This window comes from Rathayibacter sp. Leaf299 (assembly GCF_001423055.1).
Taxonomy (GTDB): Bacteria; Actinomycetota; Actinomycetes; order Actinomycetales; family Microbacteriaceae; genus Rathayibacter; species Rathayibacter caricis.
Window position 1 is genome coordinate 1,226,248 of sequence record NZ_LMNT01000001.1, and the last position, 12,542, is coordinate 1,238,789.

Below are 12,542 nucleotides of genomic sequence, written 5' to 3' on the forward strand. Positions count from 1 at the left end.
TCAGGCGGCCGGGATCTTCCGGCGGAGGGCGGAGGCCGCGATCTCGGCGGCGCGCTCGGCCTCCTCGACCGAGGCGAAGGGGCCGGTGGCGACGAAGGGGTCGGTGATGAGGCGGCGGTCGATCTCGAGCCGGAACCGGGGCAGCTCCGCCCCGGGGACGACGACGATCCGGACTCCGTTCCGGCTCCATCGCGCGGGTTGGATGATGGGTGTCTGTGTCATGGTGCTCTCCGCTTTCGCGTGTCGTAGCGCGTCCGGCTCTCGCCTCACCGCGCATGCCTCACGCTACGTCGGACGGCTGCGAGCTCCCACGGGCTTGACCTCTCGGGGCGCCCGGACTAGCAGCTCACTCCAGCCGGTCGAGCGTCTCGCTGATCGTGCGCAGGCACTGGATGAGGACGGCCATCTGCTTCGCGTCGAGGTCGGCGAGCACCTCGCCCTCGGCGTGCACCAGGTGCCGCATGGCCTCGTCGACGCGCTTCGTGCCGCGGGGCGTGAGCGACACGATCTTGCTCCGCGAGTCGGCGGCGTTCTGCTCGCGGACGAGGAGGCCGCGGGCTGCGAGCCGGTCGAGACGGTTCGCCAGGTTGCCGCTCGAGATGCCCAGGCGGGCGGCGAGCGCCGAGGGCGTGAGCCCGGACGCGCCGTTCTGCCGGAGCATCGAGAGCAGCTCGAACTCCCACGGCGCGAGGTCGCTGACCGCGAAGGCCTGGCGGCGGAACTCCTGCACCCGCGGGCTGAGGCGTCGGAGCCGGGAGACGACGTCGAGGGGCGCGAAGTCGAGGTCGGGCAGGGCCTCGGCCCAGGCGTCGATCACCAGGTCGACATCGTCGTCTTCACGCATCGCAGTCGATTATCCCCGGCTCTGAGCGGCAGGGCGACCCGGCGCTGCCGTCCCGCCCGATCGAGGTGATCCTCGCGTCGCCGTCCGAGCCGAGGTGCTCCCGCGTTCGAGGGAGGCGAGCGCGCCGGCGACGGACATCCCGACCGCGGTGGGGCCGGTGCGCGACGCCTCCCGCGATACTGGGCGGGTGCCGGTCGTGATCCGCCCCTACCGCTCCTCCGACGCCTCGGCGACGCTGCAGGTGTTCCTCGACGCGGTGACCCGGACGGCCTCCGCCGACTACTCGCCCGAGCAGATCGAGGCCTGGGCGCGCCGTGAGGATCGCGATCTTGTCGACTGGGATCGCGCGCGCAGTGCGCGGGCGACCGTGGTCGCGGTCGTCGGCGGGGAAGTGGCCGGGTTCTCGGACGTCGACGCCGAGGGCTGGATCGACATGCTGTTCGTGTCACCGGAGCACGGTCGGCGCGGACTCGCGGCAGCGCTTCTCGCTCACGTCGAGTCGCTCGCCCGCGGGGAGCGCGCCGTCGCGCTCGGCACCGACGCGAGCCTCACCGCGCAGCCCTTCTTCGAGCGGCACGGGTTCGTGGTCGTCGAGCGGCGTCATCCGGTGCGCCGTGGCGTGGTGCTCGTGAACCACCGGATGCGGAAGCCGCTGGGCTGAGGCGTCGCTCGGAGCCGCCGTCGGATCCCGATCGCGTCGCCGCTGCGGACGAGGACGTCGTCACCAGCCGGTCGTCAGCACCTCGTCGAGCTGGTCGGCGAAGAAGTCGGCGCTCTCGCGGGTGAAGCACAGCGGCGGCTTGATCTTCAGCACGCACTGGCGATCCGAGGTCGGCTGCACGATCACGCCCCGCTCGCGCAGGCGCTCGCAGATCGCGCGGGTCTCCTCCGTCGCCGGCTCGAGCGTCTCGCGGTCGCGCACGAGCTCGAGCCCGAGGTAGAGCCCGTGCCCGTGCACGGCGCCGATCAGCGGGTGCCGCTCGGCCAGTTCCTCGAGCCGGCCGCGGAGGTGCGCTCCGACCGTACGGGCGTTCTCCTGCAGTCCCTCGCCCTCGAGCACATCGAGGACGGCCGTCCCGACGACCGAGCTGACAGGACTGCCTCCCGCGGAGGAGAAGAAGTAGCCCTGCGAGCGGTAGCGCTCGGCGATCGCGCGCGTCGTGATCACGGCGCCGAGCGGATGCCCGTTGCCCATCGCCTTCGCGACGGCCACCACGTCGGGCACCACTCCCTGCTGCTCGAAGCCCCAGAACCACTCGCCGAGCCTGCCGTAGCCGACCTGCACCTCGTCGGCGATGCAGAGCCCGCCGTGCTCGCGGACGGCGGCGTAGACGGCGGCGAGGTAGCCGTCGGGCAGCGGGATGCCGCCTGCGTTGCCGTAGTAGGTCTCGGCGATGAGGGCCCCGGGCGCCGCTCCCTCGGCGGCGAGGGCGTGGATCCGCTCGACCGCCTCCTCGGCGTACCGGAACGCCTCGGCACCGCGGTGGACTCCGCGGTAGCTGTTGGGCGCATCGAGGGTGTGCACCCACGACGGCCGGGTCTCGAGGGCTCCCGGGTTGTCGGCGACGGAGGTGGAGACCGCGTCCGAGAGCGCGGTCCAGCCGTGGTACGCCTCGCGGACCGCGAGCACGTCGTCGCGACCCGACCACGCACGGCCCAGGCGCAGCGCGAGGTCGGCCGCCTCCGATCCGCTGTTCACGAGCAGGACGGTGTCGAGCCCGTCGGGGAGGAGGGCCGCCAGGCGCTCGGCGAAGACGCCGACCGAGGGGTAGGAGAAGCGCGAGTTGGTGTTCAGGAGGCGCCACTGGCGCTCGACGCGCTCGGCGAGCAGGGGGTGCCCGTGCCCGATCGAGGTCACGTTGTTGAGCACGTCGAGGTGCACGCGCGCGGAGTCCTCGACGAGGTGCTCGCGCCAGCCGCGGAGCATCGTCGGCGGCTCCTCGAAGTAGTGCTCCTGCACGTCGGCGAGGTGCGCGAGCCGGCGGGGGAGGACCTCGCGGTCCGGCTCGGGCACGGGGACGGCGTGCCCCAGGATCAGGGGCGTCGCGTCGAGCAGCACGTCGAGCCAGGCGTCGGCCCAGGCGGGGCGGGCGAAAAGCGGAGGCTCGACCCCGTCGAGCGCACGCGGCAGCGCCTGCGCCCGCACGGCCGAGGGGATCCGGCCGACCGGGTCGCCGGCCGCGACGAGGGTCCCGGTCGGAGGGGCGTCCTCGACGCCCTCGAGCAGCAGCCGCACCTCGGCGCCCCGCAGCACGAGGACGCCCGGAGGACCCGCCACGACCTCCGCGTCGAACGGAGCGACCGGGACGGCGGGCTCGGCGAGGTGCACCGCCACGTGCAGGGCGACCGTCTCGGGCTCGTGCGCCGAATGAGGCCGGGCCCGGGTCAGGCGGCGCTCGCCGTGGCGGAGGACCGCGGCCGGGGAGTTCCTCAGCGCTTCGCCGACCAGCGCCTCCTCGACGTCCGGCTCGAGCCACCGCCCGGCGTCGAGCAGCGGGCTCTCGGGCGAGAGGTCGAGGACGGCTGCGTCGATCGGCAGTGCCGGCGTGCTCACCGGAGTCTGCCCGGCCGGTCCGCCGCGCCCGAGGGAGCGCCGCACCAGCGCCTGCAGCACGGGCAGGGGCGCGGCGAGCGCCCGTTCGAGGATCAGCTGCTCGTGCTCGAGGTTCTCGGCGGCGTAGGAGTTGCCCGGGTCGCCCGCGAGCACTTCGTGAGCGCTGACGACGAGCACGGCCGCCCGCAGCACGACGAGCGGCCAGAGCACCTCGACCTCGGCGTCGGACAGGGGGCGCAGGGCATCGTAGGAGGCCGCGGCCCGCAGCACCGTCGTCGCGTCGGCGTCGGCGTGGTGCAGGAGCGAGGAGAGCGTGATCGCCAGCTCGCCCACCGCCCATCCGGCTCCCAGATCGCCGAAGTCGATCACACCGTCGGGCGCCCCGCCCTCGCCCGCCACGGTGTTGTCGTCGGTGAGGTCGCCGTGCACCAGCTGCACCGGCAGTTCCGCAGCGAGCGGCTCGACGACGGCGAGCGCCTGCTCGACCGCGGCGCGGATCACCCGGCCGGCGCGCCGGGGCACCCGCCCGATCAGGGCTTCGACCACCGCGCCGGCTCGCCGGAGGTCCCACTGACCGGGATCCTCCAGGCCCTCGAGCGGATGCTCGGCCAGCGCGGTGTCGACGCGCGCCGCGAGCGCGCCCATCGCCCGCACGACGGCGGGGGAGAGGTACCCGGATCCCGACAGGGTCCGACCGGGCACGAACTCGAGCACCCGCGCGGTGCACACCGCCTCGCCGAGCCGCAGCTCCTGCAAGGTCAGGCCGTCGCGGTCGGGCACCGCACGGGGCAGGCGCAGACCGGGCAGCTCCTCGACGAGCCGGGCGACCGCCTCCGTCTGCGCCGCGACCGTGGCGCGCGGGGTCGCGGGGTTCGCGACCTTGAGGAGCAGCCGGCTCCCGTCGCTCTCGACGAGCACGTTGCGGTCCTGGTTGCTCCCCAGATCGCGGAGCGAGCCTTCGACGCCGTACCGCTCGCGCAGCAGGTCGCGGGCGCGGCCGTGATCGAGCGCGGGAGGCGGCGGCGGGGCGACGGAGGAGGCGGGATCGACCGGCATGGCGGGGTCCTGTCGTGCGGAGGGATCGGGTGCGTCCATGATCCTCCCTCCGCCGCGGCACCCGCCGCATCGATCCCGCGGCTCGGTTCGCGCGCGGTCCCGATCAGGCGTGTGGAGGAGAGGGACGGACGTGCAGAACCTCCGCTGAGGACGACCCTCAGCCGCCATCGTGCGCGACGACCGTTCCCAGCCGAGGTTCCGCGCGAGCACCCTCAGCCCGCGTACGCCGCCGGGTCGAAGCGGCCGAGCTCCTCGCGGAACGCGAACGCGAAGTCCGGCCAGAGCAGCGTCAGCCGCCGCGACTCGGCGTCCACGTACCAGCTCTCGCAGCCGCCGTTCGTCCACACCGTGTCGGCGCTCAGCTCGTCGATCCGCGCGACGGAGGCGGCCTCCGCCTCGGCGCTGACCTCCAGCAGAGCGCCGCCCGAGCGGTCGCGGTGCTCGAGCGCGGCGAGCACGTAGGCGATCTGCGTCTCGATCATGTGCACGGCCGAGTTGTGGCCCAGGCTCGCGTTGGGGCCGTTCACGACGAACAGGTTCGGGAACCCGTGCACGGCCGTCGAGTCGCAGGCGCGCATCCCGTCGGCCCAGTGCTCGGCGAGCAGCAGGCCGCCGCGGCCGCGGATCCGCCGCGCGAACGGGGGCCGGGTGGAGTGGAAGCCCGTGGCGAAGACGAGCACGTCGACCTCGTGCGCCCGGCCGTCGTCGCCGATCGCCGCGGAGCCGTCGAGGCGGCGCAGCGGACTCGGCACGACGTGCACGTGGTCCTGCGCGAGCGCGGGGTAGTAGTCGTCCGAGAGCAGCACGCGCTTGCAGCCGATCTCGTAGTCGGGGGTGAGCACCGCGCGCAGGGCGGGATCCGCGACCTGCGCCGCGAGGTAGTCGAGCGCCTCGGCGCGCAGGCGGTCGATCGCCGCCGGGACGCCCACGCGACCGGCGAAGCCGAGTTCCGCCCGCCAGAACAGCTCCTCCCGGAGCCGCTGCACCGCCCCGGGCACGCGCGCCAGCGCCCGCCGTTCGGCGAGCGGGTACTCCCGGTTCCGCCGCGGCACCACGTAGGGCGCGGAGCGCTGGAACAGCACCACGTCGGACGCCCGCTCCGCGAGGTGCGGCAGGATCTGCACCGCGGAGGCACCCGACCCCACGAGTCCGACCCGCGCGCCGTCGAGCTCGACGTCGTCGCGCCAGCGGGCGGAGTGGAACGCCGTGCCAGGGAACGCGTCGAGCCCCGGGATCGCGGGCAGGCGCGGCTCCGACAGCCTGCCCGCGCAGACCACGAGCACGGCCGCCGACCAGTCGCCGCGCGACGTGTGCACCCGCCACCGCTCCGACTCCTCGTCGAAGTCCATCGCGAGCACGTCCGTGCCCAGCCGCAGGTGCGCCTCGAGGCGCTCGCGCGCCACCACCGCCTCGAGGTACGCCTGGATCTCGGCGCCGGGCGCGTACAGCGCCGACCAGTCCGGTTCCGGGGCGAACGAGTAGGAGTAGAGGTGCGAGGGGATGTCGCACGACACGTTCGGGTAGTGGTTGTCGCGCCAGGTCCCGCCGACCCGATCGGCGCGCTCGAGGACCGCGAACGACGTACCGCCGCGGCGGGCGAGCAGTGCTGCGGCTCCGATGCCGGCGAAGCCCGCCCCGACGACGAGGACGTCGACCTCCTCGGCCATCAGACGCTCCTCCGGGGCAGGACCGAGCCCGGGGCGTCGCCCGAGGGATCGGCGAGGAAGTGCTCGAGCAGGGCGAGCAGCTCGGCCGGGCGCTCGGCGAGCACCGCGTGCCCGGAGTCGACCTCGGCGAAGCGGGCGTCGTCGATCGTGCCGAGCAGGGCGTGCGCCCCCTCGATCCCGACGACGGAGTCGGCCGTGCAGCCGACGACGAGCACCGGCACCCGGAGGCGCGCGGCGGCGTCGGAGACGTCGGCGCGGACGGCCGCGGCCAGCAGGACGTCCGCCTCCGGCCCGAACGGCGGCGTCCGCTCCGGGCCCAGCTCCGCGAGCGAGCGCACGGCGAGCACGCGGGAGAGGTCGGCGCGCGCCGCCGCGTCGACGGACTCCCAGAGGCGCGCGCTCGTGATCAGCCGCTCGGTCGGAGCGGCCCACCCGGCGACCAGGGCCAGCGCACGGATCCGCGGATCGGACTCCGCTGCCCGCACGGCGACCGCCGCTCCCAGCGAGTGGCCGACGACGACCGCCTCCTCGACCTGCAGCAGATCGAGCACGGCCGCGACCGCCGCGGGTCCGTCCTCCCACGGATCGGCGAGGTCGGCGAGTTCCAGAGCGGCGATGCGGCGCCGGCGCGCCAGCATCGGCAGCAGCAGCGCCGTATCCGCCCGCGCGCCCCGGCCCGGACCGGTGAGCAGCAGCACGGCGGGCCCGCTCCCGGCCGTCCACACCCGCACCGTGCGCCCGCCGACGAGCACCGACGACTCCGCCACGAGCGACGCCTGCCGCTCGAGGAACGCCGCTCGACGGCTCATGAGTCCCGGCACGTCATGAGGCGCGTCGCGCCTCGCGCAGCGGGAGCCGGACCCGCACCGGTGCGCCGGCCGCCGGGGCGTCGAGGCGCACCGCGCGCGCCGGGTCGACGACGCCGTAGTCGGTGGTCCGCTGGCGCCAGCCGCGCCCGATCTCGCGCGTCACCCGGTCGACCGTCGCGATGTCGAGCGAGCGGTGCGCCTCGGCGCCCGACTCCGGTCGGAGCACGCTGTCCAGGAGCAGCCCGCCGAGGTCGTCCGCGCCGCCGCGGAGGAGCACCTGCGCCGTGTGCAGCCCGACCTTGGTCCACGCCGTCTGCACGTGGTGGATCCGACCGTGCAGGAGCAGCCGCGCGACCGCGTGCACCGCCCGCGTCTCGCGCAGGGACGGGCCGCCGCGGGTGAGCGCGACGACCGCGGGAGGCGCCTCCGCCGGCACGAACGGCATCGCGATGACCTCGGTGAATCCGCCGGTCTCGTCCTGGATCGCGGCGAGAGTGCGCAGGTGCGCGATCTGCTGCTGCGGAGTCTCGACGTGGCCGTAGACCATCGTCGCGGTGGAGCGCAGGCCGTGGCGGTGCGCGGTCGTGACCGACTCGCGCCACGCGGCGACGCTCGGATCCGTTCTTTCGCTGAGGACCGCGCGGACGCCGTCGTCGAGGATGCGCGCCGCGGTGCCCGGCACGCTCGCGACTCCGGCCTCGCGCAGCGCGTCGAGCATCTGGGGCACGGTGCGCCCGGTCCGCTCCGCGGCGTCGAGGATCTCGGCGGGGCGGAAGGCGTGCAGGTGCAGCGACGGCTGCCGCTCGTGCAGGGTCCGCGCGATGAGGAGGAGATCGTCCCCCGGGAGTCCCGGGGCGAGCGCCCCCTGGAGGCACAGTTCAGTGGCTCCGAACGAGACGGCCTCGTCGGCGAGCTCGCGCAGCGCCTCCTCGTCGAGGCCGGAGCGCCAGAGCGACGTGTCGATGTTCAGGTTCGCGACGACCGAGACGGTGTCGCCGACGACCGAGCGGCGCACGTCGTCGGCGAGAGCGGCGAGCGCGTCGAGGTCGTGGCCGTCCGCCGCGAGCAGCGCCAGGTAGTCGTCGTCCGACAGCCCCGCAGGATCCTCGGCGGCCCGCGCCAGGACCGGGGCGAGAGCGGAGGAGGGGACCGCGCGCGCGGGCGGATCCAACTCCTCGCGGTACGGCCGGGAGAGCACCGGCGCCGCCTCGTCGGCGAGCCACGACTCCGGATCGGCGAGGGCCCGCACGTACGGCGCCACCCGCGGGTCGATCCAGGTCGCCGCCTCCCGCAGGTACTGCGGATGCGCGGTGAGCCGCTCCCGGAGGCGGTACCCGGCCGCCGCGGTCAGCCGCGCGAGGTCGTCGATGTTCGGCCAGGGTCGCTCCGGATTCACGTGGTCCGCGGTCAGCGGGCTCACGCCGCCCCAGTCGTCGATGCCCGCGCGCACGAGCAGTCCGAGCTCCTGCTCGTCCGTGAGGTTCGGCGGCGCCTGGATCGTGGTGTCGGCGCCCATCACGAGCCGCGCGACGGCCACGTTCGCCACGTACTCCTGCAGCTCGAGGTCGACCTCGTTCTGCATCGCCGTCCGCGGCTTCGCGCGGAAGTTCTGCACGATGCACTCCTGCACGTGGCCCCACCGCTCGTGCGACTCGCGGATCGCGAACAGCGCGTCCGCCCGCTCCGCGTCGTCCTCGCCGATCCCCAGCAGCACGCCGGTGGTGAACGGCACGCGGCTGCGACCCGCGTCCTCGAGCACGCGGAGGCGCAGCGCCGGGTCCTTGTCCGGCGAGCCGTAGTGCACGCCGCCCTTCTCGGACCAGAGGCGCGTCGCGGTGGTCTCGAGCATCATGCCCATCGACGGGGCGACCGAGCGCAGACGCTGCAGCTCGGCCCACGACATCACTCCGGGGTTCAGGTGCGTGACCATGCCGGTCTCGCTCATCACCAGCACCGCCATCGCGCGGACGTACTCGAGGGTCGACGCGTAGCCGTGCTCGGCGAGCCAGGCGCGGGCGATCGGCCAGCGGTCCTCGGGCCGGTCGCCGAGGGTGAAGAGCGCCTCCTTGCAGCCCAGCGCCGCCCCCGCCCGCGCGACCTCGAGGATCTCCTCCGGCTCCATGAAGGTCGACTCGCGCTTGGCCGCGAGGCCGCCCGGCGTCTCGACGAACACGCAGTAGTGGCAGCGGTCGCGGCACAGCTTCGTCAGCGGCACGAACACCTTGCGCGAGTACGTGATCACTCCGGAGCGGCCTCGCCGGGCGAGCCCCTCGTCGCGCAGCGCGCCCGCGGCCGACAGCAGCAGCTCGAGGTCGTCGCCGCGCGCTCCGAGCAGGAGCTCGGCGCTCGCCCGGGTGATCGGCTCGCCGTGCGCGAGGCGGTCGAGGACGGTGGCCGTGGGGGAGGAGGTCATGCGGGTGGCGGCTCTTCCGGAGGGGTCGGCCGGCGCGGTGCCGGCGGGAGGGAGGGTGCTCAGAGCGCGCGCAGGCGCGGCGCGAGGTCGCGCTCGAACGCGTCGAAGAAGCGCTGCTGGTCGTCGCCGGGGGCGTGGAACACGAGGTGGGTGAAGCCCGCGTCGACGTAGGGCTTGATCTGCGCCACGGTCTCGTCGGGGTCGGAGCCCACGATCCAGCGCTTGGCGACCTGCTCGATCGGCAGCTCGTCGGCGGCGCGCTCCATGTCGACCGGATCGGTCAGCGAGTGCTTCTGCTCGGGAGTCAGCGAGAGCGGCGCCCAGAAGCGGGTGTTCTCGAGCGCGAGCGCCGGGTCGGGGTCGTAGGAGAGCTTGATCTCGATCATCCGGTCGATCGTCGAGGAGTCGCGTCCGCCGGCCGCCGCGCCCTCCTCGACGGCGGGCAGCAGCTTCTCGGTGTACAGCTCCATGCCCTTGCCGGACGTGCAGATGAAGCCGTCGCCGGCGCGTCCCGCGTACTTCGCGACGACCGGTCCGCCCGCGGCGATGTACACCGGCACTCCGCTCTCGGGCTTGTCGTAGATCGACGCCTCGTGGGTGGAGTAGTACTCGCCGTCGAACGAGACGCGGTCGCCCGCCCACAGCGCGCGCATCAGACGCACCGCCTCCCGCAGCCGCGCGAAGCGCTCCTTGAAGTCGGGCCAGGTCTGCTCGCCGGCGCCCTGGTAGCCGGTCGCGACCTCGTTCAGGGCCTCGCCCGTGCCGACGCCGAGCATGATGCGGTCGGGGTAGAGCACCCCGAGGGTGCCGAACGCCTGCGCGATCACGGCCGGGTTGTAGCGGTAGTGCGGTGTCATGACGGAGGTGCCGAGCCGGATGGTCGACGTCCGCTCGCCGGCCGCAGCGAGCCACGCGAGCGAGAACGGAGCGTGGCCGCCGGTGTGGCGCCACGGCTGGAAGTGGTCCGAGACCACCGCGCTCTCGAATCCGTGCCGTTCGGCGGCGACGGCGAGCTCGACGAGCTCCCGTGCTCCGAACTGCTCCGCCGACGCCTTGTACCCGAGCGTGATCGTCATCTGCAGCCTTCGTCAGTCAAGAGGGGACCGCTCTCGACCGGAGCCGAGCGGTCCCTCCATTCTGCGCCTGCGCGGAGGCCGATCGGGACGCTCAGTCCGACGCGGGCGAGATGTTGACCATCCACTCCACTCCGTAGCGGTCCACCAGCATGCCGAAGCGGTCGCCCCAGGGGGAGTCGGTGAGGGGCATCGGAGTCTCGCCGCCCTCGGCCAGCGCCGCGAACCAGCGGCTCAGCTCGGCGTCGTCCTCGCCGAAGAGAGCGATCTGGATCCGGCTGCCCTCCGACGCCGGCATGGCGCTCGGGCTGTCCGAGGCCATCAGCAGCAGGCCGTTGGGCAGAGTCAGCTGCGAGTGCATGAGGCGGTCCTGGTCGGCGGGGTCCTCGCTCGCCTGGAAGTCGGCGTACGTGCTGGCCTGCAGCTCGCCTCCGAACACGGAGCGGTAGAACTCCATCGCTTCGCGGGCGTTGCCGGCGAAGCCGATGTAGGGGCTGAGACTGGTGGCCACGGTGTCCTTCTTCCTGCTCGGGGTGCGATCGCGATCAGTCAATACCCGGCGGCGGAGGCGGGCAACGGTCAGACGAGCCCGATGCGGTCCGGAACGCTGAAGCGCACGTCCGGGAGCCACGACGCCGGGTCCGGGAACGGCCGCCCCTGGGGGAGCCGGCCCAGCAGCCGGCGGACGGCCCCGGGATCGGACGAGCTCGGCAGCACTCGCGCGGGCGCCGCGTGCGGGAGCACGCCCAGCCACCAGTGCTTCCAGTTCGCCGGCGCCGACTCCGGCTCGAGCACCACGTAGTAGTCGGGCAGGGCGGCCTCGCCGCGGCGGAAGACGCCGAGCGCGGTCTCGATCTCGACGTCGAGCGCGCCGTGCGTCGCCCGGTCCTCGAAGAACTCGATCCAGGCGTTCGCGACGTGCTCGAGCGGATCCGCGTCGTGCAGCAGGTAGGTGGAGGCGGACGGGTGCGCGCCCGGGCCGGTGCCCGGACGGGCGTCGACGTTGGGCAGGGCGTCGAGGTCGCGCAGCAGGCCGTCGGTCCCCGGACCGACGAGCAGGACGACCGTGGCGGTGGAGCTCGGTGCTGTTCCCATGTCCGAGTCTAGGAACAGCCCCCACCCCGCGCGGAAGACCCGTCGTGTGACGGGTCCGTGACGATCTACTCCGTCTCGGCCTCGGCGCGGGTGGGCGGGTTCGCCCCGGCGCGCGAGGTCGTGATGCCGGCGACCCGCGCCGCCCAGCGTCCGATCGCCCGCAGGGCGGGCTCGTCGAGCAGCATCCCGTTCGGCGCGCCGAGCCCCTGCCGGAACGCCTCGTCGAGGATCGCGCCCATCGCGGAGTCGCCGGCTCCGATCGTGTCGGCCACGACGATGCGGGCGGCCGGCACCGTCGCCCGGGCGACGGCGGACGCGAGGAGCAGTCCCTCCCCGCCGCGGGTGATGACGGCGAGCCGCGCGCCCAGGCCGAGGATCCGGGTGAGCACCTCGTCGAGCTGCACCGTGGGGTAGAGCCACTCGGCGTCCTCGTCGCTGAGCTTCACGATCTCGCACGAGGAGGCGACCCGCTCGAAGCGCGCGAGCGCCGCGGCGTGCGGGCCGACCAGGGCCGGGCGGATGTTCGCGTCCACGCTCGCGGTCGTGCCGGCCGGCAGCGCCTCCAGCAGGTCGAGGATCGCGGATCCGCCGGGCTCGAGGTAGACGGCGATCGAGCCGGTGTGCACGTGCCCGAAGGGCGTCGGGTCTGCGGCGGGCGGGTTCCACGACAGGTCGAACTCGTACTCCGCCGAGCCGTCGGGCCGGATCCGGGCCTTCGCGGTCGAGGTGCGGGGAGCGTCGCCGTGCACGACGCTCACCCCCGAGGCGCCGAGGTGCTCGCCGATGCGGCGTCCGCGCTCGTCGTCGGCGATGTCGGTGACGAGGGTCGCGTCGCGTCCGAGTCGCGCCAGGGTGAGCGCGACGTTGGCGGGCGAGCCGCCGACGTGCTCGCTGCTCGCGCCGTCGCGCTCGACGATGTCGATCAGCGCTTCGCCGACGACGAGGATCCGGGGTGCTGCCGACTCGCGGCCGTCCGTGCTGGGCATCCGCCCATCATGCCGGTAGACGGCGTCCGAGGCACAGCGGCGGTC

11 protein-coding genes are annotated in these 12,542 nt (G+C 74.1%); 1 reads left to right on the forward strand and 10 read right to left on the reverse strand.

All coding sequences use genetic code 11. The features are described from left to right. Complete coding sequence (locus ASF48_RS05865) at positions 1-222, reverse strand: hypothetical protein (protein WP_055787819.1); 222 nt, start codon at positions 220-222, stop codon at positions 1-3. 124 nt (positions 223-346) lie between these two features. Beyond that, positions 347-844, reverse strand: a complete 498-nt coding sequence (locus tag ASF48_RS05870; protein ID WP_055787822.1) for a MarR family winged helix-turn-helix transcriptional regulator — start codon at positions 842-844, stop codon at positions 347-349. A 187-nt stretch (positions 845-1,031) separates the two neighbouring features. On the opposite strand from ASF48_RS05870, the gene ASF48_RS05875 reads away from it, so the two are divergent. After that, positions 1,032-1,505: a GNAT family N-acetyltransferase gene (locus tag ASF48_RS05875; RefSeq protein ID WP_055787824.1), complete on the forward strand. Its 474-nt coding sequence runs from the start codon at positions 1,032-1,034 to the stop codon at positions 1,503-1,505. 60 nt (positions 1,506-1,565) lie between these two features. Here the strand turns inward: ASF48_RS05875 and ASF48_RS05880 are convergent, their stop codons facing one another. The 8 genes from ASF48_RS05880 to ASF48_RS05915 all read right to left on the reverse strand — a co-directional run bounded on the left by ASF48_RS05880 (position 1,566) and on the right by ASF48_RS05915 (position 12,497). Then, the gene (locus ASF48_RS05880; protein ID WP_200930969.1) at positions 1,566-4,493 is read right to left on the reverse strand and encodes an aminotransferase; all 2,928 of its coding nucleotides are present in this window, start codon (positions 4,491-4,493) and stop codon (positions 1,566-1,568) included. A gap of 173 nt (positions 4,494-4,666) precedes the next feature. After that, complete coding sequence (locus ASF48_RS05885) at positions 4,667-6,121, reverse strand: flavin-containing monooxygenase (RefSeq protein ID WP_055787831.1); 1,455 nt, start codon at positions 6,119-6,121, stop codon at positions 4,667-4,669. Then, positions 6,121-6,930 carry an alpha/beta fold hydrolase gene (locus ASF48_RS05890; protein WP_157603067.1) on the reverse strand — a complete coding sequence of 270 codons (810 nt, stop codon included), beginning with the start codon at positions 6,928-6,930 and terminating at the stop codon, positions 6,121-6,123. Before ASF48_RS05890 ends, ASF48_RS05885 begins: the two co-directional genes overlap by 1 nt. 13 nt (positions 6,931-6,943) lie before the next feature. Then, a complete protein-coding gene (cofG, locus tag ASF48_RS05895) occupies positions 6,944-9,343 on the reverse strand; it encodes a 7,8-didemethyl-8-hydroxy-5-deazariboflavin synthase CofG (protein ID WP_082481005.1) in 2,400 nt (799 codons plus the stop codon). Between the two features lie 59 nt (positions 9,344-9,402). Next, complete coding sequence (fgd, locus tag ASF48_RS05900) at positions 9,403-10,419, reverse strand: glucose-6-phosphate dehydrogenase (coenzyme-F420) (RefSeq protein WP_055787837.1); 1,017 nt, start codon at positions 10,417-10,419, stop codon at positions 9,403-9,405. A gap of 91 nt (positions 10,420-10,510) precedes the next feature. Then, positions 10,511-10,927: a VOC family protein gene (locus ASF48_RS05905; protein WP_055787840.1), complete on the reverse strand. Its 417-nt coding sequence runs from the start codon at positions 10,925-10,927 to the stop codon at positions 10,511-10,513. Positions 10,928-10,995: 68 nt separating this feature from the next. Continuing rightward, the gene (locus tag ASF48_RS19325; protein ID WP_055787843.1) at positions 10,996-11,511 is read right to left on the reverse strand and encodes a hypothetical protein; all 516 of its coding nucleotides are present in this window, start codon (positions 11,509-11,511) and stop codon (positions 10,996-10,998) included. 65 nt (positions 11,512-11,576) lie between these two features. Beyond that, the gene (locus ASF48_RS05915; RefSeq protein WP_055787846.1) at positions 11,577-12,497 is read right to left on the reverse strand and encodes a carbohydrate kinase family protein; all 921 of its coding nucleotides are present in this window, start codon (positions 12,495-12,497) and stop codon (positions 11,577-11,579) included. Positions 12,498-12,542: the final 45 nt, after the last annotated feature.

Coding starts and splice junctions, on each gene's coding strand:
- ASF48_RS05890 (WP_157603067.1), bottom strand. CDS start 6,930: ATGAGCCGTCGAGCGGCGTTCCTCGAGCGGCAGGCGTCGCTCGTGGCG.
- ASF48_RS19325 (WP_055787843.1), bottom strand. CDS start 11,511: ATGGGAACAGCACCGAGCTCCACCGCCACGGTCGTCCTGCTCGTCGGT.
- ASF48_RS05915 (WP_055787846.1), bottom strand. CDS start 12,497: ATGCCCAGCACGGACGGCCGCGAGTCGGCAGCACCCCGGATCCTCGTC.
- ASF48_RS05870 (WP_055787822.1), bottom strand. CDS start 844: ATGCGTGAAGACGACGATGTCGACCTGGTGATCGACGCCTGGGCCGAG.
- ASF48_RS05865 (WP_055787819.1), bottom strand. CDS start 222: ATGACACAGACACCCATCATCCAACCCGCGCGATGGAGCCGGAACGGA.
- ASF48_RS05885 (WP_055787831.1), bottom strand. CDS start 6,121: ATGGCCGAGGAGGTCGACGTCCTCGTCGTCGGGGCGGGCTTCGCCGGC.
- ASF48_RS05880 (WP_200930969.1), bottom strand. CDS start 4,493: ATGGACGCACCCGATCCCTCCGCACGACAGGACCCCGCCATGCCGGTC.
- fgd (WP_055787837.1), bottom strand. CDS start 10,419: ATGACGATCACGCTCGGGTACAAGGCGTCGGCGGAGCAGTTCGGAGCA.
- cofG (WP_082481005.1), bottom strand. CDS start 9,343: ATGACCTCCTCCCCCACGGCCACCGTCCTCGACCGCCTCGCGCACGGC.